The sequence below is a fragment of the Flavobacterium sp. IC2-16 genome (genome assembly GCF_055521455.1).
This window is the reverse complement of record NZ_CM145480.1, coordinates 941,990-967,235: the sequence shown is the minus strand read 5'-3', so window position 1 is coordinate 967,235 and position 25,246 is coordinate 941,990. Positions and strand designations below refer to the sequence as shown.

The 25,246-nt window shown below is 36.6% G+C and carries 18 protein-coding genes and 1 tRNA gene; 14 read left to right on the top strand and 5 right to left on the bottom strand.

Translation table 11 applies throughout. The features are described 5' to 3' along the window. Nucleotides 1-70: 70 nt before the first annotated feature. Complete coding sequence (dnaE, locus tag ACZ1JT_RS04305; RefSeq protein WP_465094927.1) at nt 71-4,606, top strand: DNA polymerase III subunit alpha; 4,536 nt, start codon at nt 71-73, stop codon at nt 4,604-4,606. Here dnaE and ACZ1JT_RS04300 read toward each other — a convergent pair. Together ACZ1JT_RS04300 and ACZ1JT_RS04295 are read right to left on the bottom strand one after the other, a co-directional pair. Continuing rightward, nucleotides 4,598-6,646, bottom strand: a complete 2,049-nt coding sequence (locus ACZ1JT_RS04300; RefSeq protein WP_465094926.1) for a tetratricopeptide repeat-containing sensor histidine kinase — start codon at nt 6,644-6,646, stop codon at nt 4,598-4,600. The two genes, dnaE and ACZ1JT_RS04300, sit on opposite strands and share 9 nt — an antisense overlap. Beyond that, entirely contained in the window at nt 6,643-7,347 is a 705-nt protein-coding gene (locus tag ACZ1JT_RS04295) for a LytR/AlgR family response regulator transcription factor (protein ID WP_465094925.1), read from the bottom strand. Before ACZ1JT_RS04295 ends, ACZ1JT_RS04300 begins: the two co-directional genes overlap by 4 nt. Nucleotides 7,348-7,580: 233 nt before the next feature. On the opposite strand from ACZ1JT_RS04295, the gene ACZ1JT_RS04290 reads away from it, so the two are divergent. The 6 genes from ACZ1JT_RS04290 (at nt 7,581) to ACZ1JT_RS04265 (ending at nt 17,499) form a co-directional block, all read left to right on the top strand. Further along, a complete protein-coding gene (locus tag ACZ1JT_RS04290) occupies nt 7,581-9,266 on the top strand; it encodes a hypothetical protein (protein WP_465094924.1) in 1,686 nt (561 codons plus the stop codon). An 11-nt stretch (nt 9,267-9,277) separates the two neighbouring features. Further along, the gene (locus ACZ1JT_RS04285) at nt 9,278-13,840 is read left to right on the top strand and encodes a hypothetical protein (RefSeq protein ID WP_465094923.1); all 4,563 of its coding nucleotides are present in this window, start codon (nt 9,278-9,280) and stop codon (nt 13,838-13,840) included. A gap of 18 nt (nt 13,841-13,858) precedes the next feature. Continuing rightward, on the top strand, nt 13,859-15,775 hold the full coding sequence (locus ACZ1JT_RS04280; RefSeq protein WP_465094922.1) for a fibronectin type III domain-containing protein: 1,917 nt from the start codon (nt 13,859-13,861) through the stop codon (nt 15,773-15,775). 106 nt (nt 15,776-15,881) lie between these two features. Then, nucleotides 15,882-16,199: a thioredoxin gene (trxA, locus tag ACZ1JT_RS04275; protein ID WP_313805038.1), complete on the top strand. Its 318-nt coding sequence runs from the start codon at nt 15,882-15,884 to the stop codon at nt 16,197-16,199. Nucleotides 16,200-16,409: 210 nt separating this feature from the next. Continuing rightward, nucleotides 16,410-17,336, top strand: a complete 927-nt coding sequence (locus ACZ1JT_RS04270; protein WP_465094921.1) for a DUF58 domain-containing protein — start codon at nt 16,410-16,412, stop codon at nt 17,334-17,336. A gap of 86 nt (nt 17,337-17,422) precedes the next feature. After that, a tRNA-Asp gene (locus tag ACZ1JT_RS04265) sits at nt 17,423-17,499 on the top strand. A gap of 154 nt (nt 17,500-17,653) precedes the next feature. Here ACZ1JT_RS04265 and ACZ1JT_RS04260 read toward each other — a convergent pair. Next, nucleotides 17,654-18,154 (bottom strand): DUF456 domain-containing protein, encoded by a 501-nt coding sequence (locus ACZ1JT_RS04260; protein WP_465094920.1) that lies wholly within the window; start codon nt 18,152-18,154, stop codon nt 17,654-17,656. A 41-nt stretch (nt 18,155-18,195) separates the two neighbouring features. On the opposite strand from ACZ1JT_RS04260, the gene ACZ1JT_RS04255 reads away from it, so the two are divergent. Then, a complete protein-coding gene (locus ACZ1JT_RS04255; RefSeq protein ID WP_465094919.1) occupies nt 18,196-18,681 on the top strand; it encodes a hypothetical protein in 486 nt (161 codons plus the stop codon). Here ACZ1JT_RS04255 and ACZ1JT_RS04250 read toward each other — a convergent pair whose 3' ends face one another. Together ACZ1JT_RS04250 and ACZ1JT_RS04245 are read right to left on the bottom strand one after the other, a co-directional pair. After that, nucleotides 18,682-19,809, bottom strand: coding sequence for a glycosyltransferase family 2 protein (locus ACZ1JT_RS04250; protein WP_465094918.1), 1,128 nt, complete (start codon nt 19,807-19,809; stop codon nt 18,682-18,684). It abuts the gene before it with no gap. Next, nucleotides 19,797-20,741 (bottom strand): lysylphosphatidylglycerol synthase domain-containing protein, encoded by a 945-nt coding sequence (locus ACZ1JT_RS04245; protein WP_465094917.1) that lies wholly within the window; start codon nt 20,739-20,741, stop codon nt 19,797-19,799. The genes ACZ1JT_RS04250 and ACZ1JT_RS04245 overlap by 13 nt, the downstream gene beginning before the upstream one ends. Nucleotides 20,742-20,762: 21 nt before the next feature. Here ACZ1JT_RS04245 and ruvC point away from each other — a divergent pair, with 21 nt between their 5' ends. The 6 genes from ruvC to ACZ1JT_RS04215 are packed head-to-tail and all read left to right on the top strand — an operon-like array spanning nt 20,763 to nt 25,171. After that, the gene (gene ruvC, locus ACZ1JT_RS04240) at nt 20,763-21,317 is read left to right on the top strand and encodes a crossover junction endodeoxyribonuclease RuvC (protein WP_465094916.1); all 555 of its coding nucleotides are present in this window, start codon (nt 20,763-20,765) and stop codon (nt 21,315-21,317) included. A gap of 48 nt (nt 21,318-21,365) precedes the next feature. After that, nucleotides 21,366-22,502: a radical SAM family heme chaperone HemW gene (hemW, locus tag ACZ1JT_RS04235; RefSeq protein WP_465094915.1), complete on the top strand. Its 1,137-nt coding sequence runs from the start codon at nt 21,366-21,368 to the stop codon at nt 22,500-22,502. Nucleotides 22,503-22,543: 41 nt separating this feature from the next. After that, the gene (locus ACZ1JT_RS04230; RefSeq protein WP_465094914.1) at nt 22,544-23,257 is read left to right on the top strand and encodes a VIT1/CCC1 transporter family protein; all 714 of its coding nucleotides are present in this window, start codon (nt 22,544-22,546) and stop codon (nt 23,255-23,257) included. A 5-nt stretch (nt 23,258-23,262) separates the two neighbouring features. Further along, a complete protein-coding gene (locus ACZ1JT_RS04225) occupies nt 23,263-24,030 on the top strand; it encodes a cyclase family protein (protein ID WP_465094913.1) in 768 nt (255 codons plus the stop codon). Nucleotides 24,031-24,032: 2 nt separating this feature from the next. Beyond that, entirely contained in the window at nt 24,033-24,398 is a 366-nt protein-coding gene (locus ACZ1JT_RS04220) for an MmcQ/YjbR family DNA-binding protein (RefSeq protein WP_465094912.1), read from the top strand. Nucleotides 24,399-24,448: 50 nt separating this feature from the next. Then, the gene (locus ACZ1JT_RS04215; protein ID WP_465094911.1) at nt 24,449-25,171 is read left to right on the top strand and encodes a PH domain-containing protein; all 723 of its coding nucleotides are present in this window, start codon (nt 24,449-24,451) and stop codon (nt 25,169-25,171) included. Nucleotides 25,172-25,246: the final 75 nt, after the last annotated feature.

Genomic DNA, 25,246 nt, shown 5'->3' with positions numbered 1-25,246 from the left:
TTAAAATGTATTTTTGTTTCAACCTAAAATTCGCTTACGGCATCTTGCTTAAAGCTTAAAACTCAGTTGAATGTATTTAATCTTCGATACCGAAACCACCGGATTACCACGCAGTTGGTCGGCACCAATTACCGATACCGATAACTGGCCGCGTTGTATTCAAATCGCCTGGCAGTTGCACGACGAGATGGGAAATCTGGTCGAGCATCAAGATTATTTGGTAAAACCGGATGGGTTTAATATTCCCTACGATGCCGAGCGTATTCACGGTATTTCCACCGAATTGGCCATGGAGCAAGGTGTATCGCTTATGGAAGTGTTGGAAAAATTCAACATTGCCTTGTCGAAAGCCAAGTACATAGTAGGGCAAAATGTTGGTTTCGACGTCAACATCATGGGGTGTGAATTCCACCGTATGAACATAGGTTCCGATATGGTTAAAATGCCGGTCTTGGACACCTGTACCGAAACCACTGCCGAATTGTTAAAACTACCCGGAGGTCGTGGTGGACGCTACAAACTACCAACCCTAACCGAGTTACACCAATATTTATTCGGCGAACCGTTTGCAGAAGCCCACAACGCAACCGCCGACGTGGAAGCGACGACCCGCTGTTTCTTAGAGTTAATTAAACGTGAAGTTTTTACCAAGGAAGAACTCGATGTCACCGAAGACTATTACACGCGTTTTCGCGAAAGCAATCCGCAAGTAATTCAGCTCATTGGGTTGCAACACATCAACCTGAAAAAAGCATCCGATGAAATTCGCACACGCTTAAAGCAAATTCAGCAGGAAGAAGTTGTTCAAACCGTTTCAGAAGACGATAAAAAAGATTTAGCACATGCTGCGTTTGCACATTTGCATAATCATTCGCAATTCTCGGTTTTGCAATCCACCATTTCAATAAACGCTTTGGTAAATGCAGCGGTAAAAAATAATATGCCGGCTGTGGCAATGACCGATGTAGGGAACATGATGGGGGCGTTTCATTTCGTGAGTGCTGTGTTGAATCATAATAAAGCGGCCGAAGGAAAAAACAAAGCTGCAGAAGAAAACGGTGAAGCGCCAACGGAAACGATTGTAAAACCCATTGTAGGTTGTACGTTCAACATCTGTGACGAGCACAAAGACAAAACCAAAAAAGACAACGGGTATCAGGTTGTTTTTTTAGCGAAGAATAAAAAAGGCTACCACAATCTGGCAAAAATGGCGTCCATCGCTTATACCGATGGATTTTATTATGTGCCAAGGATTGACCGCACGGTAGTTGAAAAATACAAAGAAGACATTATCGTTTTGTCCGGAAACCTGTATGGGGAAATTCCGAGCAAAATTCTAAATATTGGTGAAAACCAAGCGGAAGAAGCTTTGATTTGGTGGAAATCCCAATTCGGGGACGATTTCTACATCGAAGTGATGCGCCATAATCAGGAAGACGAAAACCGCGTCAACCAAACCTTAATTGCTTTTGCCCGAAAACACAATGTAAAACTGATTGCGACCAACAATACGTATTACGTAGCCAAAGAAGACGCCAATGCGCACGATATTTTGTTGTGTGTAAAAGACGGCGAGAAACAGGCAACACCAATTGGCCGTGGCCGTGGCTATCGTTACGGTTTACCAAATCAGGAATACTATTTCAAATCGGAGGCGGAGATGAAAAAACTCTTTGCCGATTTGCCCGAAGCGATTATCAACATTCAGGAAATTATTGATAAAGTCGAAGCCTATTCGTTGTACCGCGACGTATTGCTTCCGAAATTCGATATCCCAGATGAATTTAAAGTAGCAGAAGATCAAGCGGATGGCGGAGTGCGTGGAGAAAATGCCTATTTGCGTCACCTTACAATGGAAGGCGCCAAACGACGCTACGAAGAAATCACGCCCGATATCCAAGAGCGTTTGGATTTTGAGTTGTTAACCATTTCCAATTCTGGATATCCCGGTTACTTCCTAATTGTACAGGATTTCATTGCCGAAGCGCGTAAAATGGGTGTTTCCGTTGGGCCAGGACGTGGTTCTGCAGCGGGTTCTGCCGTTGCGTACTGTTTAGGAATTACCAACATCGACCCCATTAAATACGACTTGCTTTTTGAGCGTTTCCTAAACCCTGACCGTGTATCCATGCCCGATATCGATATTGACTTCGATGACGAGGGCCGCGGACTCGTCATGGACTACGTAATCAATAAATACGGAGCGAACCAAGTAGCGCAGATTATCACGTACGGTAAAATGGCTACTAAGTCTGCGATTCGTGATACCGCGCGTGTGTTGGATTTGCCTTTGTTTGAAGCCGATAGAATTGCGAAATTGATTCCGGCCATGATGCCATCCAAATGGAATTTAGCACGATTTCTAGTAGAAGACGAAGGGGAAGTAAAAAAGGCCTTGAAGTCGTCTGAAGAATTCGACCGCGTAAAAGAATTAATTGCTATTGCCAACGAAGAAGATTTGGCGGGAGAAACCATTCAGCAGGCAAAAGTATTGGAAGGTTCACTTCGAAATACCGGAATTCACGCCTGTGGGGTAATCATCACGCCCGATGACATTACCAATTTCGTTCCGGTAACCACGGCTAAAGATTCGGATTTGTACGTAACACAGTTCGACAACTCCGTAGCCGAAAGTGCTGGTTTGCTTAAAATGGACTTCCTTGGGCTAAAAACCTTAACCTTAATAAAAGATACGGTTAAATTGGTAAAATACCGTACCGGAATTCAGCTCGATCCGGATACATTCCCAATTGATGACCAAAAAACATACGAACTGTTCCAAAGAGGTGAAACCGTTGGTATTTTCCAGTACGAGTCGCCCGGGATGCAGAAATACATGAAAGAACTTAAACCTAACGTTTTTGGAGATTTGATTGCGATGAACGCGTTATATCGTCCGGGACCGTTGGAGTATATTCCATCTTTTGTACGTAGAAAAAATGGCGAGGAAGAAATCACATACGACTTAGATGCTTGTGAAGAGTATTTAGCGGAAACCTACGGAATTACGGTGTACCAGGAGCAGGTGATGCTTTTGTCGCAGAAGTTGGCGAATTTCTCCAAAGGTGATGCCGACGTTCTTCGTAAAGCGATGGGTAAAAAACAGAAAGATGTACTGGATAAGATGAAGTCCAAATTCATCGATCAAGCAAAAGCCAATGGACATGACGAGCAAAAACTAGATAAAATCTGGACCGACTGGGAAGCGTTTGCAAGTTATGCTTTCAACAAATCCCACTCGACTTGTTACGCTTGGATTGCCTATCAAACGGCTTACTTGAAAGCGCATTATCCTGCCGAATATATGGCTGCGGTACTTTCCAACAACATGAACGATATCAAGCAGGTTTCGTTTTTCATGGAAGAATGTAAACGCATGGGATTGGCGGTATTAGGGCCAGACGTAAATGAATCGTATTATAAATTTACCGTAAATGAAAATTATGCGGTACGTTTTGGAATGGGCGCCATAAAAGGTGTAGGGGCTGGTGCGGTTCAAACCATTGTAGATAACCGAAAAGAAGGAAATTATAAATCTATTTTTGATTTGGCTAAACGTATTGATTTGCGCGCTGCCAATAAAAAAGCTTTCGAAAATTTAGCTTTGGCTGGAGGTTTCGATTGTTTTATTGATACACACCGTGCGCAGTATTTTCATCATGATGGCGATAATATCACATTCTTGGAAAAAGCAATGCGCTATGGTGCTAAAATGCAGGAAAACGAAAATTCATCGCAAGTAAGTTTGTTTGGCGATGCCTCCGAAGTTCAAATTCCAGAACCAACAGTTCCACCATGTGAAGAGTGGTATACTATGGAGAAATTGGCCAAGGAAAAAGAGGTTGTTGGAATATACATTTCAGGTCATCCACTAGATGATTATAAATTTGAAATGAAATATTTCTGTCCAACACGATTGGAAGCTTTAAAGGATTTGAATCCGCATGTAGGTAAAAATATTGCGGTTGGAGGAATTGTAACCAACGTGCAACATCGTGTAGCAAAAAACGGTAAAGGATGGGCAACGTTTAATTTAGAAGGCTATGATGAAAGTTATGAATTCCGAATTTTTGATGAAGAATATTTGAAGTTCCGTCATTATTTAGGGCAGAACCATTTCGTTTACATACGATTGAATGTGAAAGAGGGTTGGACGAATAAAGAAACTGGAAAAAAATCCGATCCGCGTTTACAGTTTTTGGATGTGTTGCAATTGCAGGATGTGTTGCCTAAATTTTCTAAAAAACTTATTCTACAATTCGCTATTAATGAGTTGCGAGAACAGCTTATCATGGAACTCAATGAATTGTTCAAGGCTAATTCTGGGGAAACAACTGTGACTTTCGAAGTAATGGAATTAGAGCGTATAAAAACGATTGTTGAGGTACCAGTAGTAAGTGAGTTAAACGAAACCGATGAAGTTCTGGATTCGGATGTTGATTCGGATGAGAATATGGAAGAAGTTGCGTTAACCATACCCGAAGAAAAAGAAGAAATTCGTGTGGTTACCAAATTGAGTATGCCGAGTCGTAAATTGAAAGTAGGTATTTCAAACGCGGTATTGAGCGAGTTGGAACGATTGCAAATTAACTTCAGATTAAATTGATAAAATAAAAGTTGTTCCCGTTTTAGTATTTGGATCAATTTTTATTTGACAGCCAATTCCTTTGGCTAAATCACGAATTAAATGTAAGCCTAAACCGGTTTTAATACCTACAACTTCGGTCTCATCATATAAGGCCTTAAATTGTTTTTGACTGCCACCCGGTCCATTATCGGTAACAGAGATGTATTTCCTGCCGTTTTCGGACCAAGCCTTCCAGACAATTGTTGGTTTTTCAGTGGTTTCTAATGCTTTAATCGCGTTTCCAGTAAGATTTCTAACGATGGTTTTAAGGTAATTTTCATCGGTTTTAACAATCATATTTTCATTGTTTACAAATTGAAAATCGATAGCGTCAAAATTGTAAAAATGCTTTTGAATATCTTCAAAAATAGAAGCAACAGTAATGTCTTTGAATTCGGGAGTGAAGTTTTCCATTTGTCCTTTACTCCACAACAATAAATCTTCCATAGACGAAAGCAAATTCTCCGCTCCGGTTATTGTTTTTTGTTCTAATCGTTTTTTGCTTTCTTCGTCGAACAATTCCGGGTTATCTTGTTGTAAATGCAAATAGTGAATAAGATTGGCAACCGGACTTCTTAAATCGTGATTGATTATGCTAAAAAATCGAGCTTTAGTTTTATTTGCTAAGTCGAGTTCGGTGTTAAGCGTTTGTAATTTTTTGTTGGTTTTTCTTCGGTTGATGTTCTGACGATATAATAAACCGGCAATTGTCAATAAAAGCAGAAAACCTAGCGTTAAGTATATCTGATTTTTTCGGGTGTTTTCAATTTCCAGATTTTTCACCTTGTTTTCGGCAGAAAGTAAATTGATCTTTTCTTGTTTGGTTCGGTTTTGAAATTGTGCTTCAGCATTAGCAATAGTTTGTTTTGCCGATTCCTGTAGTAGTTTTTCGTTGGCCTGAGAATAAATTTTTTGGTGATAGTACGCCTGATTCCAATTGCCCATGGCTGCATAACTATCCGATAGCAATTGATGAATGACGATAAACGAATTTTTGTCGAATTCAAAAGCATGAACAGCAGCTTGTTTTAAGACGGTAATTGCTTTTTGATATTGTTTCGTTTTAAAAAGTAATTTTCCTTCGGTAACCTGAGCTTCCATCAGAATTTCATCGTCATTCGATTTTTTTGCAAAAGTCATCGCTTTGGTAGCATATAAAGTTGCATTTTTTAAATCTTGTTTTGCAATGAAATATTCACTCATATACCTATTAGCAGAGCTCACACAAATATGTAGTGAGTCTTCTCTGGAAATTAGATTGTAAACGCCATTGTAATATTTGGAAATACTGTCCAGATTTTGTTTCCCTGTATAACATTTTATGTAGTCGTTGTATAAAAAAGCCAAGGCATTGGGCGATTCTTTTAAGTAAGGTTTGGCATAATTTGAGTATTCGATTCCTTTGTCAAATTGCTTCATTTTTATGTAAGCTTGACCAATTTGAGAATATGAAATCCCAATGTTGATGGTGTTTTTAGTATCATCCTTCGGAAATTTTTTTCGGTATTCAATGGCTTTTAGTTTGTAACCGATAAATTTTTCTATTTCCGAATTGTCTAAATAATATTCTCCCAAGCTTCCATTTAAAATACCTTGAGTGTATATGTTTTTTGTAGTATCTAAAACTTGTTTAATATAAGCAATCAGATTTTCGCGTTTTTGAAATTGTTTAGTAGAATAATACAAGTAATTCAAACGCATGATGGCCAACGTTTCTTCCTTTAAGTTTTTGTTTTTTTTAGCATAGTTCCATGAAGCTTCAAAATACGGGATAGCCTTTTCGTATTGGTTGTTATCGTATTCGTAGCCATACGCCTTATAAAACGTGAACCGTGCCTGAAAGTAGGAATCACTTTGTGAGATGTTTATGCCTTTGCTAGCGTAATCAATCAATTTTTTATAATCGCCATCGTTTTTAATAGTTTCACAAGCTTCGAGTAATGAAATGGCTTGTGTGTTTCGAATTTGACCGAAAAATAAAAAAGGAAATAAGAGTAAAATCAAACCGATTTTTCTCATACAATAAAACTTAAATTATCTTTATAACTACGACCAATAGGGATTATGGTACTGTTGTTTAATTCTACTTCTTGTGTGCTAATCTTTTTTACAAATTGTTTTTGAACCGCGAAACTTCTATGAATACGAATAAACGACTGAAAGTGACTTTCTTTTAAAAGTGTACCAATACTGGATAGAACACAATGTCTTTTGGTTTCAGTAACTACTAAAGTGTAATCTTTTAACGCTTCTAAGTACAGAATGTCATGTAGGTTTACTTTGGTTTGTTTGTGCCCTTCTTTTATATAAATTGAATCACCACCAATAGAAGATTCAAACAAAGCTACTTTTTCACGAATTTCCATAAACTCTTCAATGCGTTTCATGGTTTGTTCAAATCGTGCCGCTTTAATTGGTTTTACAATAAAGTCTAAGGTTTGTAGTTCAAAACTTTCTACCGCATGTTCCGGATGTGAAGTTATAAATATGCAAACAGGGATATGTTGTGCTTTTTTGCGAATTTCGAGCCCGCTGGATTCAGGCATGTCAATGTCAAGAAATAGAATGTCAACAGTATTTTCTTCAATTGCTTGAAGTGCTTTTTCTCCAGAATCAAAAACGCCTACGATAGTTAGATTTGGAAATTTTTTTACACAAGAGAGCGTCATTAAGCGATCTATTTCCTCATCATCAACAATAATACAATTGAATTGTTTCATATCCTCCTCTCAAAATTAAATCTTCAAAACGGTTGTTCGTCTATTTAAAATGTCGTTTGTATATCGGTTGTTTTTTTAACCGAATTCCAACCGCAAATTTGGCCTAAAATTTTGTTAAAAACAATACCGAAGCAGGCCGTAAGCGCTTTAAAATAGGATAATTCGGAAATCCAGCACTTCGTCGGTTTTATTTGCTTTTTATCGATATTTTTTGATTTAAAATTTAAAAATCTATGTCAAATTTAAAAAATGTTTGGGGCGTACTGATTTTCCTGATTGTAGGATTTTCATTTTGTGGAAACGCTCAAGACATTGAACACCTATCAGAATCAAAACCTGTTGAATTTTCGGGTAATTTCACGTTGTTTGGTTCGTATTATAATGCTACAGGAATTGATCCTAGAAGAAAAGATTTCTCATGGTATGCAACTGGAAATCCGTTGTTGAAATTATACGGTGTTGAAATTCCATTTTCGTTTACGGTAAGTGAACAAGAGCGTTCATTTCGTCAGCCATTCAATCAGTTTTGTTTGAGTCCTACCTACAAATGGGCTAAAGCTCATATTGGCTATACAAATTTAACATGGTCTCCCTTTACATGGTCAGGTCAAACAGCTATGGGAGTTGGTGTTGAGCTTAATCCGGGAAAATTCAGATTCGGGGCACTTTATGGGCGATTGAATCGGGCTGTTAAAGAAAATCTTAATTCTCCTGTAGCAATAACTCCTGCTTTTAAACGAATGGGTTATGCAATGAAAATGGGTTATGGAACCGAAAGTAGTCATGTCGATTTTATTATACTTAAAGGGAAAGACGATGAAAATTCATTGAATACGGTACCTACTCAAACGGAAGTTTTACCAGCCGAAAATGTGGTGGCAGGGATTTCGTCAAGATTGAAACTTATAAACCATTTGTTTTGGGATGCCGATATCGCAACCAGTATTTATACCCGTGATGTTCGTGCATTGCCTTTTTCAGGTGATGAAGCAGCTACAGTGAGTAAGTTTAAATCGCTACTAACTGTAAACACTTCTACTCAATGGTATAATTCGTATCAAACCGAAGTTCGTTACGAAGAAAAAAACTATCGTATTAAAGCAAAATACCGCCGAGTGGAACCCGACTTTCAGAGTATGGGAGCTTATTATTTTCAGACGGATATTGAAAACATTACCATAGAGCCTTCAGTGTTTTTGTTAAAAAATAAATTAAAAATCACCTCTAGTTTCGGGCATCAACATGATAATTTGCTAAAAAAGAAATCCTATACAACTAAAAGAATTATTGGGAATTTAGGTATTGATTGGGCAGTTACTTCAAAATTTGGTGTTAATGCTATGTATGCTAATTATTCGGGTGAACAGGGAAAAGGATTAAAAATTCCAAATCAAGCCACACAACAGTCATTTGTTTCGCAAAACATGATGGTTATGCCACGTCTTACTTTTATCAAGGAAAAAATAACGCATTTCCATACGCTAATGGCAAATCGTCAATGGATGACAGATAGAAATCCAAATACGGCGAATTTGACCGAATTTCAAGCAGACAACTTGAATTATACTAGCTCGGTAATGTTCAACAAAATCGGACTTACTCTTGGAGCTTCTTACTTGCTTTCAATTTTTGATTCTAATGCGAATTTGAATCGCTTAAACGGAATTGGAATAAATGCAAGTAAACCTTTTTTCAATAATAAACTCATGATGTCTTTAACAGCAAATGGAACACAACAAAAGTTAAATCATGAGCAATTTGCGGATATTTTGAATTTTACATTCCAAAACACGTATAAGTTTAATGAACACCACGGGATTGTTTTAACGGGTGTTTACCTTGATAATAAAGCCAAATCCAATACCGGAATAACATTTAACGAATACAATATCGATTTAGGATATACCTATACATTTTAAAAATGATGATTATGAAAAAATATTTTAAGATAATTTTTTTGTTGCTCCTTTTGGCAACCGAATTTGTAGGTGCACAAACGTCACCAACTGTAAACGTTACGGTGCAGGTTTTGCCTCCTTATTCAACTTATTTGCCGGATTATTTGAATAGTCCGAACAGGGTAATTGCAACCGTATTGTCGTATACCAACGCCTCGGTGCGTTTGAAAGCGACTATAACGGGTGATAATGGAATAACAGTAGCTACATCCGATACGTATCTTCCTGCAACGCCAATTCAATTAACAGCTTATCAGCAAAAAGTTTTGACAGGTATTGATTTGCGAAACTATTTAGATTTAAACGCTGTTCAAGTTACCGGAATTTCTAAAAATGATTTATATCGTGGTTCTGGGATACCAGAAGGAAATTACACCATTTGCATTCAAATTTTAGATTATGCTACGGGAACGCCTTTAAGTAGCCCCGAGCCTTTAGGATGTAGTAATGTTTTTTCGGTATATCAAATAACACCTCCGCAATTAATTGCGCCTCGTTGTGAAGAGCCAATTGTAGCAGGAACAATTCAGAATGTAATTTTTTCTTGGTTGCCACCACAAAGTGCGCCAGTTGGGAGTCAGTATAAATTAAAAATTGTTGAGCTTGTTCCCAGCACTCGTAATCCAAACGAAGCAATGAATAGTGCAACAACACCAGCATTTTTCGAAACAATAACGAACTCATTTTCTTTTGTATATGGTCCATCTCAACCTCAATTAAGAAAAGGAAGAAAGTATGCTTGGCGAGTTTCTTTGCTTCCTACTGGAACACGTTCAACTTCCGAATCTACATTGAATTTGCAAAACAAAGGGAATAGTGAAGTGTGTAGCTTCGAATACAAAGGAGCAGATAATATGGTTTTACCACAAAATCCAGGTTTGATTTCAACTATGAAACCAGTATATCCTATAAACCGCCAGCATGTTAATAGTGGTTATGGGTTTAGTTTTTCTTGGACAGTTTCTAAAAATCCGAATGTTAAGGAATATCAAGTGCAGTATACCAAACAAATCAACGAGAAAAAATCGATTAAGGAATGGAGTGAAGTGTCGGAAGAGTTGTTTTATGATCAGTATAATTATAATGTCATAGCGGCTGGTCAAAACTTGAGTGTGGCATTAGAACCCAAATATGCAGCCGATAAAGGAAAATATGCTTGGCGAGTAGTGGCGTTAGATGCTTCTAAGAAAGTGATTGAGAAAAGCGTTGTAGAGTCATTCGAAATTGCTGATGCGCCAATTGCAGATAACATTAAATTGATAGCTCCAATTCAAAGTGAAAAAATAACGGCTGGTTATGGACTGAAATTCTCCTGGACAGCTTCTAAAAATAAAACCGTAGTAAACTACGAAGTTCAGTTTACCGATAGTTACTCACAAAGTAAAAAGATAACCAATTGGACTAATTTAACGGAGAGTTTGTTTACAAGCAAAGATGCTTTTTACGCTAGCAAACAAACCAAAGAATTGTTTGTTGATCTTCCTAATTCATGGACAACAGGTACCGGTAAAATAGCTTGGCGAGTTGTGGCCTACGATGCTACAAAACAAGTGGTAGATAAAAGTACCATTGAAATCTATGAAATTGTTGAAGATAACAGTGAATTGGCTCATTTAAAAAGTTTATACATTAATGGATACCCGGTTCAAGTAACTCAGATTTTCAATAAAGATCAAGATAAGTTTTCGGGGTCTGGTAAAATGTTGTTATGGGAAGGAGGCAAAGAAGTTACATTTAACTTTAGTAACCTAAAGGTAAGGCCAATTTTGTACATGCCTAAAACACAAAAATACCAATGGGGAGCTATTGAAGGAGTAATCGAAATTAATACAAAAGGGATGTTTCCCAATAATCGTATTGATTTAAGTACACAAAAAGACTGCGAAGGCGCTTTTCAGTTGGCATTAAATGCTATGAAAATGAATGTCAAACTTGAAGGCGCTATGGATGCCGAAAATAAACTTTTTAAAACAACAAAAGACGCCGGAGTCACCGAAGGGAAAGTGACGCTTAAATGGTTTTCAAATTGGTTTATTTGGCAAACAGGAGCTACAAGTTCAAGCCAGCAATATGAATTTGAATCGGATGGTGAAGGATTATTAACGATGAGTTTTGCCAATAAATTTGAGGGCACCGTTGTTATGAAAAACAAAGCCATGCAAAACCTTGAAAATTCTGGTATTAGTGTTGATTTTGATGCGTTAAACGGTATGAAAGTAGGTGTAAAAAAACTAGAAGCAACCACTAATTTAAGTGGGAAAGTTAAGGTTCCTAAAGCATTGCCAACAAGTATGATTGCTAATAACTTTGCCGTTTTGGTGATTCCGTTTAAAGATCAGAAAAACTTAAATTTCCATTATCAGTTTCCATCGCCTTTAAAATGGAAAATTAACGAAGACGGTTCTGTTTGGGCAAAAGTTACAGAAACGTATGTACATTTTTCCGATCATGGTCAAATCGAATCTAAATTCGAATCGTATAACAACGGATTGAATTTTGATAAATTTGGAGTTGAGGTTAATCTTCCTCAAAAAACAGGAGATTCTAAAAAGTCTGTCTTAGATATGTCTTTCGATAAAATCTACAACAAAGGAAACGGATATACTACGAATACCAAACCGGGTGTAGAGACTAAAAGTGTTGCGGATATAGCGGGTTTTACATCGAAACTGAAGAAATCATCGTTTATGATTAAAAACAACAAATTGGTTTATCTGGATGTAGAAGGCAGCTTGTATGTTCCTTTTGTAAACGATTGGGCTGGCCTAATGATTACCATTGATGATAAAAAAATTCAAGAAATTAATTTGAGTTTCGATTATACAAAAAAATACTATTTATCGAAAAGTCAGTCGGGTGATTTTGCTTATGTAACATTATGGTCTGGGCGCCTAGAGGGAAATACCATCGTTCTGTCGCCAAACTTAACTATTAAGAATAGCGAAAACAAAGGGTTTGAAACTAATAATTTGTCAATGTGCGATTTGTATGTAAATGCTTCTGGAGCTGTTTCCTATAATACAAATTTTGCAGATAACTCCGAGTCAGTTTGTGAAGGAACCAAAAGATGGGCTAATTATTATCGCTTTAGTTTCGGAATTGATAAAATGAAAATCAAACGAAATACGGTTAAAACTGATGCGCAATTTTTGTTTTCAGGTGATTTGATTCTTGGTGAAAAAATAGCCACAACCACTAAAAAAGAAATGGGGTTTCTATATCATGGTACAGAGCCAAAACTGAACACTTTTGACGGCGCAATCGATTATAATTCGAACCAAATTAATCCAAATCTTGGAGGTGGAATTAATACGCCTAAGGGAGGATTAAAAGGACCAAGCGGACTAGTCGAGCATTATATGTCGCCGCTTGAAAATACTATTGAAATTTCAGATGATGGTAAAGCTGTAAATGGGGCTTACGAAGATGGAGCTCAGCGTTTTGGTGGCGGATTTAAGATAAAAACAAACGATCCTACTTGGGGGAATTATTTCGAATTAGGAGGTTACTATGAAGCTAAAGAACCAAATGCAAAAGAATTGGATGCAAAAATGGTTTTGGGTAAAACACTGGCTAATAATGGCAATTATACGTATTGGTTTTTCTCTTTTCATCAAAAAGGAGTTGTGAAAATTCCAATTGTGCCAGGGATTTTGGAAGCTAACGGATTTGGCGGAAAAACCTATTACCACATCCAGCCAACCTATAATAATTTAGGACAAATTACAGATATGGTTCCAAATAAATCCTATTCTTTAGGAATTGCTGCAGAAGCCGATGTGCAAACTGCTTACGACAACGGAGCGACGCTTCACGGTCATGTGCAGGTGGTAACACAGTTTAAAGGGTGGAGTATAGATGGAATTAGTTATTATGTAAAAGGTGATGCAATTGCTTTGAACGGTAACAACCCCGGATTGGTTCAGGCGCGTCTAAACGGTCAGTTAAATTGGGTAGATAAATATTTAGACGGTAAAGGGCAGATTTGGGGCGGTATCAAAGATATTGTATGTATTAATGAAGGAGCTGCCAATGAAGACGCTATTAATTTTCATTTCGGAGCCGATGATTTTTATCTGAATGTGGGAAGCAAAGATGCACCAATTACTGCAGAAGTATTGTGTGGTAACGGATTTTCAACAGGTGTTTGGTTGAATTTTGACACCAAAAAAGTGGGAATTGGGTTCAATAATCATTACGATTCGGGTTGGAAAGGTTTGGATTTGGGTGTAGCTTCAGCACAAGGACGTTTGACATCCGATTTAGGGGCTTCACTAGATGTTGCCTATGCGCCTTTTCAAGCAACAGGTAAAGCTTGGTTTACTGGTCGAGCTTACGGTAAAGGTTGTGTGGACTTGTGGGTGTATGAAGGTTGTATTAGCGGAAGTTGTGGTGTATCAGCCAATTTATCCGTTTCCATGCCAAATCCAGTTGTTTTTGATGGTAGTGTGGAATGTGATGTACATCGCTGGATTCCGAATTTTACGTTGCATGCACGTTGGTCGTCCAACGGAGGTTTTAGCATTAGTTTATAATCGATTAATAAAGAAAAAATGAAAAAGATATATATACTGTTTGTTGTAATGTTAGCTTCATCGGTGATGAACGCTCAAGACTATCAATTGTTTGGAGCAACATCGGGAAAAAACGTTCAATTGAAATGGATGTCTAAAAATTTGAAAAACAATACTTCCTTTGATATTTTACGAAGTGAATCGAATGGTTCGTGGCAAAAATTGAACTCGACAGCTATTGTTCCATCTGCGGTTATTTTGGAATCGGAGTTGAAATCTTCTAAAAATCCATTCCCAAATGATAAATCGTATGCGTTTTACATCAAAAACAAAAATTCAAAAGAATCGGATGCTAATAAAAAAGCCTATGAAAATTATCAATTGGCTTTGGCGGCTATTTTCGATAATCAATTGGCAAAACATCTAGGATTGTTTTTTGAAGATAATACAGCGGTTAACGGAAAAAAGTACAATTACAAATTGGTTGATTCTTCGGGTAAAACAATCTCACAATTGGAAGGTTTAATAGCTGGAGAATTAGATGCTGCTCCCGAAAATGGTACGCTTTCTCAGGAAAAGCAAAGTGTAAAGTTGGCTTGGAAAAACAACGAAGCATTTATGGGGTATAATATTTATCGTAACGGTACTAAAATTAATGCCGAGCCCATACAGTCAAATTTAGAGCAAGGAAAATACAATGTTGGGTATACAGACGTTAATCTTCAAGCGGGAACCTACATCTATGTTTTAAAAGGAATTACTTTTCTAAACACCGAAAGCAAACCTTCGGTAGAATTGAAAATAGAAGTTAAAGACGCTACGCCTCCAGCCATAGTTAAAGGATTTAAAGCAGAACGAAACAATGATGAAATTGTTTTGACTTGGTTGCCATCTTCTGATAAAGATGTTGCTGGATATAATGTTTTGAAAAGTGTGGATAAAGGAAAAACCTTCAAAAAGAGTAACAATACAGTACTTTCGGAAACAAAATATGTGGAGAAGTTGGATGCTACAACTTTTGGAACATTACAATACCAAATCGAAGCGGTTGATAAAGCGGATAATGTGAGCAAAACAATGGCAACAAGTGTTTTTGTGCCAGATCATGATGCTCCTATGATGCCAGCTGGCGTAGTGTTTAAATCGGAACCTGGAAAAATTACATTAACATGGCGAGCAAACACCGAAAAAGATTTACAAGGTTATCGTATTTATCGTGGTTTAAAAGATGATGATGAAAACGAAATGTTATTGTTAAACGTAACTCCGCAAACACAAACTACATTTGTAGATGTTTTTAATGAAAAGGCAGGAACCAAATTTATTTATAAAATAACAGCCGTTGATAAATCGTTTAACGAAAGTCCACAAGCTGCAGTTTGGGTTCAGTTGCCCGATGTAATTCCGCCACAAGCTCCTTTTTTACGTGAAGCTAATTATGAAAACAATCAGATAATTTTAAAATGGGATGCAGTTCGCACTGATGCAATTTTAGGGTATGATGTTTACGAAATATACAATGGTCGGGAAATAAAAGTCAATAGCGAACCTATAACTGAAACTTCATATAGTAATGCTTCAAAAAACAGAGGTCAGTTAGAGTACTATATTAAAGCTATCGATTCTGCCAAATTGGTTTCGAAACCTTCCAACAAAATAGGAGTAACTACAACTAAAGGCAATGGTGATGCAATCCGTTTGCTTGCAGTGAAAGATGAGGTAGCTAAAAAAGTTATATTGCAAATTGAAGGGATAGTGTTGTCGGATGTTCAAGAAATAAAATTGTTTAAACGTTCTGGAGAAGCTGGCTTTGTGCGAATTCCTTGTGTGTTTTCAGAACGAGGGTTTATCGACGAGAAAACCGAATTAGGGGTTATTTATGAATATTTTATCGAGATTGTTACCGTAGATGGAACTAAAATGAAATCTCAAAAAGTAAGCATAAACAATTCGTAGTAGTATGAGTTTCCTTTATGGAACTATCAATAAAACTGATTTTAAGTAATTAGCATTATTCAAATAATATAGTATTTTTGTTATTCAAATTTTAAACAACATTAAAATGGCATTAGCAATTACAGATGCTACTTTTGAAGAAGTAGTATTAAAATCAGATAAACCTGTATTAGTAGATTTTTGGGCTGCTTGGTGTGGACCGTGTCGTATGGTAGCGCCTATCATTGACCAAATTAGTGAGGAATATGCTGGTAAAGCCGTAATCGGTAAAGTAGATGTAGATGCGAACCAAGAGTTTGCTGCAAAATATGGTGTACGTAACATTCCTACAGTATTGGTATTCCAAAACGGAGAAGTAGTTGGAAGACAAGTGGGAGTTGCTCCTAAAAACACATACACTGAAGCTATTGATGCTTTGTTGTAATCAACAGTGTTCAAAATATAAGGTTCGGCGAAAGTCGGACCTTTTTTGTTTTTAGAGCCAAAAGTTTGGACTTTTTTGGAAATCATTTTCCTGCTTTCCGCGCTACACGGTAGCTTGCTCCAATCAGGGCTATGAAGGAAATCATTTTTCTCTTTGTAATCTTTTGGTTTTAAAATTTTTCAATCATTCAATCTTTCCTATCTTTGAGAGATGAAGATTGATACTCAAATCGCTAAAATATCCAGTTTTCAGCATCTCGAATTGTTGGCCAACCAAATTGTGGAAGGGTTTATTTCGGGCATGCACAAATCGCCGTTCCATGGTTTTTCTGCCGAATTTGCCGAACATAAAATCTATAATGCCGGTGAAAGTACGAAGCATATCGATTGGAAATTGTATGCCAAAACCGATAGATTATACACCAAGCGTTTCGAAGAAGAAACCAATTTGCGTTGTCATTTAATTATTGATAATTCATCGTCCATGCATTATCCTAAACTCAAGGATGGACAGTTGTTTTACGAGAATAAAATCGGATTTTCAATATTGGCCTCGGCCGTTTTGATGAACTTGCTTAAAAAGCAACGTGACGCAGTGGGATTAAGTGTTTATTCCGATTCGTACGAATATTACGCACCAGAAAAAGGGAGTGATCGTCACCATCGAATGCTTCTCAATCAAATGGAGCAGGTTTTAAGTTCGCCTAAAGAAACCAAAAGCACAGACACCATAACGTATTTGCATCATATTGCCGAAAAAATGCATCGTCGTTCCATGATTGTGTTGTTTACCGATATGTTTCAGGCCGAAGAAGACGGACGTTTGTTCAAAGCGCTACAACATTTAAAACATAACAAACACAAGGTGGTTTTGTTTCATGTAGTTGATCGAAAAACCGAATTTAATTTCAATTTTGATAACGCACCACGAAAATTCATCGATGTGGAAACAGGTGAGTTTGTGAATTTGTTTGCCGAAAATGTGAAAGAACAGTATGAAAAAGTAATGGCAAGCTATTTTAATCGTATTGAGAATACCTGTTCGCAATACAAAATCAAATATGTTCCAGTTAATGTTGATGAAAATTTTGAAAAAATTATCACGACTTATTTAGTTGAAAAACAAAAGTTTGGATAATAGCTGGAAAAATATTTTCAAAAAAAATAAAAAAATATTTGGAGGATTTGAAAATGGTTGTATATTTGCAACCGCAATAAAGCACTGGTTTGGTAGTTCAGTTGGTTAGAATACATGCCTGTCACGCATGGGGTCGCGGGTTCGAGTCCCGTCCAGACCGCCAGTAAAGAGGAAGCTCCGGATAACAACGGAGCTTTTTTGCCCTCTAAAAATATTTAAAATTAGTTGTGTTGTTTAGGTACGAAAGTACCAGGTTTAGTAGTTAGACCAATGAAAAGCTTTCCATTTACTTGGAGGGCTTTTTTATTTTTAAGACGTTACAACCAACCTTCGCGATATTTCCAAAAAATGCGTAAAAACAACCCCAAGAAAACAACAGCTACTACAAATTGAATAAATGTAGAGGCTAAAAATCCTATAAATGATCCTGTAGCGGCTTTAAACGCTCTTTTATGGTCTTTGTTGTCAAATAATAGTTCGCCTAACAATGCTCCCACAAAAGGTCCTATAACTACACCAAAAGGTATAGGAGCAAGTAAACCCACAACTAATCCAATGTTAGTGCCCCAAACACCATACGAACTTCCGCCAAAGCGTTTGGTGCCTTTGGCTGGAATAATATAATCTAGAAGGGTTATGAGTATGGTAACAGCTAAGGTTACACCTAAAAACCAGTAGTTGTTAGGCACAGTTGCAGTTAAATATAAAAGCAATAGGCCAACCCAACTAATAGATGGGCCGGGAAGAACAGGTATAAGGCTTCCAATAATACCCACAATCATACAAACAAAACCAACAATCAATAAAAAGTATTCCATAAAAAAATCACTATTTTTGATGACTTAAAGGTACAATTTAGATGCTAAATAAATTTTTTATAGCGGTTTTCTTTTTATTCGGAATCACATCCTGCCAGTTTTTTGATAAAAAAACACCATCAGAAGAGGAGTTGCTTCAAACGGAGTTAAAAAAAATTGATTGGCAAAATGTAGATGTTTTTCCATCTGTTCAAACTTGCGAAGTGATTACTGATGAAGAACAACGTCGTCAATGTTTTTTTGAAAGTCTAGCAAAAGCAATACAGGACAAAGTAAGTCCAGATTCGTTGTCTATCACTGCAAAAAGTATCGACACCCTTCAGGTTAAAGTGACCATATTCCCAGATGCCACTTTGCAATTTGAGCCTCAGTTTTCTAAAGATAGTGTTGGTTACAATAAGATTAAAATCGACAGTATTCTTAAAACAAAACTTGTAGATTTTCCAGAAATACATCCTGCAATTAAACGAGGAATTCCCGTAAAAACACAATTTATGCTACCGGTAATTGTAAAATCGGAAAATTAATTATTTGATGTTTTCACGTTTCCATTCAAAGCCGCCAATCAACGAATAAAGCGCTACGGCTGTACTAAAAATAGGGTAAAGTATACTGCTGATAGGTAGAGAATACATTCGCATTTCTAAAAAAGCATTGGTTTTAAGCATTAATATAAAATCAATGCAAAACTTAATGCCAAATAAAGTTGCCAAGAGTTGCCAAGGCATCAATCCTTTTAAAACAAAAATTCCACCTACAATAAGTGCCAGATTAGTTATTAGTACAATAATGGCTAAACCTTTAGAGAAATCACTTTTATAAGCAGTGGCTTTAGATGCCCATCGCACGCGTTGCTTAAATAATGCAATCCAATTCTTTTCGGGTTTGGTGGTAACTATCGCATCTTTGGCTTTTAAATAATGAACTTTCTTAGGCGCAAGATGCAAGCCGTTTTGCAATAAAAAAACATCATCTCCACTTGCAATGTGATTGTTGTTTCTATATCCGCCTAATTCTTGGAAGAATTGTTTTGTGTAGGCAAAATTAGCGCCATTGCACATAAAAGCTTCATTCAGTCCAAAGCTGCCAATTGTAGCTCCTTGCAAACTCAATAAATCCATTTGTTGAAAATGGGAAAGCAATAATCCTTTCTTAGGAAAGCGAACGGCTCCGGCAATCATTTCAGCTTCATTATTTTGTATATAATTATCGAAAGTAGCCAGCCACTCTGGTTGAACTTCGCAATCGGCATCGGTAGTTATAATCCACGGATGTTTTGCAATGGTTACTGCTCTAGTAATGGCGTCTTTTTTAGGCGATTTAGAAATGCGTACATTGTCCAAAATAGTCAGATGAATCCATGGGTTTTCCATGCGCCAACGGTTGATAACACGTTCGGATTCATCCGTGGAAGCATCATTAACAAAAATGACTTCAAATTGCTCTTTCGGATAGTTTAATTTAGACAGCGTTTCTAGTAAATCGGGTAAGTTTTTTTCTTCATTTCGAAACGGGATAACAACTGAAAATCCAGTTTTAACTTCTGCGTTGGATTTCTGAAAAGATTTAACTTTCGAAAATCCCCAGATTAGTAATCCGATAAAAAACACGTAATTGATAAAAATCAGTACGAATAATAAATTTACGATTTCCATTGCGGTTTAAAATTTAAGACAAAATAACTTCCCAGTAACACCGGAATAACAGTATTCAAAAACCACATTAATGTACTAATAAATACCACAATCCATTCGTTTACACCTAATAGTCCGAAAAAATATACGGCTACGCTTCCTTTTACTGCAAAATCCAAAAATTGGAATGTAGGTAACGAAGAAGCTAAGAAATAAACACTAGTTATTGCAGCCATAAGTATTAGGTATGGTAGCTGAACATCGAAAATTAAAAATAAGAAATAATATTGATGCGAAAAAACAAGATAGCGTCCAATGGCTAATACAATGTTTTTTTGATGAATCGATTTCGGAATTTCGTTGATTTTATGTAACAGTTTTTCAAGTGAATAGCCTTTAATTGTGATTTTTTTGGTGAAGAATAAAACCAAAATCAGCAGCACAAGTCCGCCAAATAAAAGTCCGACTGTTTTAGTAGTAATAATGCTAAATTTCGCATTGAAATACAATAAACCAAATAGTCCAAAAACAATAGTAAGTATCATCTGGATTCCGTTGCAAATCAAATTCAGAAAAATAATTTTTTTAGTCTGCGATTTGTCAAAAAAAAGTGCCTTTCCGGCATATTCACCAATTCCGTTAGGTGTAAAAAGTGCTGCAGTCAGGGCGCCAAGAACTTGCTTTGTAGCTTCACCTACTGAAATTTCTCGAATTACCTGAATTAAATTCTGCCATTTCAAAATTTCCAGAAAACGATTTAAAAACGATAAAAATAAAATAAACACAATGCTTTTCCATGACGTTTTCTCTAAAATTAAACTTTTAAATCGGAACCAGTCCAATTGTTCTTCAGAAGCCAATCGGTCATAAATAAAATAAAAAGCACCGCCTACAATCAAAAGTTTGACTATAAGAACCAAGAATTGTTTAGCTTTGTTGTTGAAAGAAATCATCACGCAAAATAACGAATAAAATTGGCAAACGAACGCATTATATTAGGTATTGACCCCGGAACGACCATTATGGGCTTCGGACTTATTCGTGTGGTGAACAAAAAGATGGAATTTATCCAGCTCAACGAATTGCAGCTCAACAAAATGGACGATCATTACATGCGTTTAGCTCGTATTTTTGAGCGTACTATCGAATTAATTGACACCTATCATCCCGATGAAATTGCTATTGAAGCACCGTTCTTTGGAAAAAACGTACAGTCGATGTTGAAATTGGGAAGAGCTCAAGGTGTGGCTATGGCGGCCGGGTTATCCCGTCAAATCCCGATTACCGAATACGAGCCAAAGAAAATTAAAATGGCCATTACAGGTAATGGTAATGCCAGTAAAGAACAGGTTGCCAAAATGCTACAACAATTACTTGGTTTGAAAGAATTGCCTAAAAACCTGGATTCTACAGATGGATTGGCTGCTGCAGTATGTCATTTTTTCAATTCCGGCAAACTGGAAGTCGGGAAAAGTTATTCGGGTTGGGATGCTTTTGTAAAACAGAATGAATCAAGAATTAAAAAATAGTTTTTGGTTACAGAACTGTAAACTGTGACTGCGACTTTTAACAAAAATATGAGCGGTATCTACATCCATATTCCTTTTTGTAAGCAAGCGTGTCACTACTGCGATTTTCATTTTTCAACTTCCTTAAAGAAGAAAGATGAAATGATACAGGCATTGGCCAAAGAAATCCGTATGCGGAAAGCGGAGTTTGCAGATGAGGTTGTTGAAACGATTTATTTCGGAGGCGGAACCCCAAGTATTTTGGAAGTTTCCGATTTAAAAATGTTACTTGATGAAGTTTATGCCAATTTTAAGGTCGTCGATAATCCTGAAATTACCGTAGAAGCCAATCCGGATGATTTAACGAAAGAGCGAATTATCGAATTAGCAAATAACCGAATTAACAGATTGAGTATTGGTATTCAATCGTTTTATGAAGCAGATTTGAAGTTGATGAACCGTGCTCATAATGCTGAAGAAGCTAGAAAATGTCTTGAGATTGCTGTTCAATATTTCGATAATATTACTGCCGATTTAATCTATGGAATTCCAGGACTTACCCACGAAAAATGGTTGCAAAACATCCAAATTCTGTTAGATTTAAAAATTCCGCATATTTCCAGTTATGCCTTAACGGTTGAACCTAAAACCGCATTGCAAAAATTTATTAAACAAGGTATTGTGCCACAACCTGATGATGCAATTGCTCATGAGCAGTTTTTAATGTTGGTTGATATTCTGGAAACCAATGGTTTTGTGCATTACGAATTGTCTAATTTTGGAAAACCTGACTATTTTTCAAAAAACAATTCGGCATATTGGTTGGGAAAAAAGTATTTAGGAATCGGTCCTTCAGCTCATAGTTATGATGGAGTAAATCGAAGTTGGAATATTGCCAATAATGCAATGTATATCAAATCGATTGTTGAGGGTAAATTGCCAAATGAAATCGAAACCTTGACTTTAACCGATCGCTATAATGAATATGTAATGACCGGCTTGCGAACCATTTGGGGTGTTTCTTTGGATACGATTAAAACTGAATTTGGCGAAAATATGCTTCAGTATATGCTTCAAAATGCAGAACGTTATTTAAAAGAAGAAAAATTAGTTTTGGAAAATAATGTTTTGCGAACAACTAAAAAAGGAAAATTTTTCTGCGACGGAATTGCTTCTGATTTGTTTTGGTTAAATTTGGAAGAATAATTCTATAAAGGTTGAAATTTTGTTCATCTAAAACATCATTTATGAAAAATCAAAAGGCAAATTTAGATACCTATCTTGATAAACATTTCATTCATAGAAGCAATTGGTTAAGAGCAGCCGTTTTAGGAGCAAATGATGGAATTTTGTCGACAGCCAGTTTAGCAATTGGCGTTGCTACAGCCAGTGATACACGAGAGCCAATTATCTTGGCAACACTGGCAGGTTTGGTTGCTGGTGCTTTATCTATGGCAGCAGGGGAGTATGTGTCGGTAAGTTCTCAAACCGATATCGAAAAATCAGATATACAAAGAGAGGAGCAAGAGTTAATAGAAACTCCCGAATTAGAATTGGAACTTTTGGCGGAAATATACAAAAGAAGAGGTCTGACAGAAGAAACTGCGCTTTTGGTGGCTAAAGAGTTGACAGAACATGATGCTTTAGGAGCTCATGTAAGAGATGAATTGGGAATTAATGAAATTAGCCAAGCTAAGCCGTTGCAAGCCGCTTTAGCTTCGGGAGCAGCGTTTTCTGCTGGAGGAATACTACCGTTGTTAGCTACGTTCTATGTGCCAGTTCATAATATGGAATATTATTTATATGTATTAGCTATTTTCTTTTTAATTGTGTTAGGTGCATTGTCTGCTAAAGCAGGAGGGTCTAATGTTGTTAAATCAATTCTTCGTGTTACTTTTTGGGGAACAGCAGCTATGGGATTAACGGCCTTGGTAGGTTATCTTTTTGGCGTACAAGTTTAATATTTATGAAAGCAACTATAAAACTTCACGATACTTTTTTAGAAGTCGATTTATCGCAACCACTTGATATTTCATTACCCTTGTCTAATACGGATCAAAATCCTATTGCATGGTACATCGAAAAACCCGAAATTGAACCGGTTCGTTTTGGTGACTGGATCGGAAAAGTCTCTGAAGGCAGTTCGTCAACGAATTTCAATAACATTTTTTTCAATCCACACGGACATGGCACGCACACCGAATGCTTGGGACATATTACGAGGGATTTTTATAGTATCAATCAATGTTTGAAGCAATTTTTCTTCACGGCCGAAATTGTTACCGTTGAACCTGAAAAATTAGGCGACGATTTTGTGATTACCAAAGCACAAATTGAAACTGCATTACAAGGAAAATCACCCGAAGCTATTGTTATTAGAACGTTACCAAACACTTCAGATAAAACCTCAAAAAAATATTCAAATACAAATTGGGCTTATTTGTTGGAAGAAGCGGCTACGTTTATCCGAGAAAGCAACATTTTGCACTTGTTGATTGATTTGCCAAGTGTGGACAAAGAACACGATGAAGGAAAATTATTAGCACACAAGGCATTCTGGAATGTAAAAGATGTAACCAATTTGAATGTTGATGCTCGAATAAACAGTACCATTACAGAATTGATTTATGTGGACGACTCTATTACCGATGGTAGTTATTTGTTAAATCTGCAATTCGCTTCTTTTGAAAATGATGCCAGTCCTAGTAAACCTGTTTTGTATAAAATACTGTAGCTATGACAATTGATATTTACTACGATTATTGTCTTTCTAAAAAAGGCGTAACAGAACATTTTCCGTTCGATGAAGATACTTTGGTGTTTAAAGTTGGTGGAAAAATGTTTGCTCTGTCTTCCCTACAAGAATGGGAGAATGGAAACCCCGGAGTTAATTTAAAATGTGATCCCGACTGGGCCTTAGAGCTTCGTGGACAATATGACGATATTCAGGCTGGGTATCATATGAGTAAAATACACTGGAATACAGTAAAAATAAACCGTTCAGTATCAGATGTTTTTTTAAAAGAACTTATCGATCATTCTTATGATTTGGTTTATAAGAGTTTAACAAAAAAACTACAAGAGGAAATTGCAAAATCATAAAAATACGTATTACTTTTGCCGCAAGTTTTCTAATGTAAAACAGTGCAATCATGATTGATAATTTAAAGAAAATATTAAACGAGGATCAAGATCCTAAGGCAATTGAAAAAATTACTTCCAAATTGGAGAATTTATTAATGTCTAATGAAGAAGTAGGTTATATTGCTGTTCAAAAAAAACCTGCAATAACGGTATTGCCCGATAGTATTGTGGTAACCAACAAGCGCATTATTATTTGTAAGCCAAAAAATTTAGGATTGTCCATGGAATTCATCGATTTTAATTGGGATGAAATTTCGGCAGCCTTTGTTAAAGAGGGTATTTTAGGTTCCGAATTTACATTCTCAACTAAAACCGAATTGACGCATACGGTAGATTACCTTCCAAAAAACCAGGCACGTAAATTATATACATTTGCTAAAGAACAAATGGATGCTTTAAAAAATCCGATAGCATCAAATCCTGTTGTAGCAGAAGCGACGCCGGTTGTGGAAACGGTTCCTGTTCAGGAAGATGTTGTAGATGCTATTGTGGAAGAAGTAGAAACAGAGGAAGTAACCTCTTTTGCGGAAATTATGCCGGCAACTCCAGTGGTTCAGGAAACGATTTCTGAGCCTGTGCAACAAGCTGCTTCCGGAGAGAAAAAACTAAGTGAAATGTCTAGCGAAGAGTTGTTTGCCAAATTACAGAACTACAAAAAATTGTTAGACAACGGTTTGATTCTTCAAGGCGAATACGACAAACTAAAAGCGGAAGTTTTACAGTATATGTAAGATAAGGGATAAGTAAAAAGTAAAAAGGGATAAGCTGTTTTAGAACATTTATCCCTTTTTTATTACTCTGGAAAT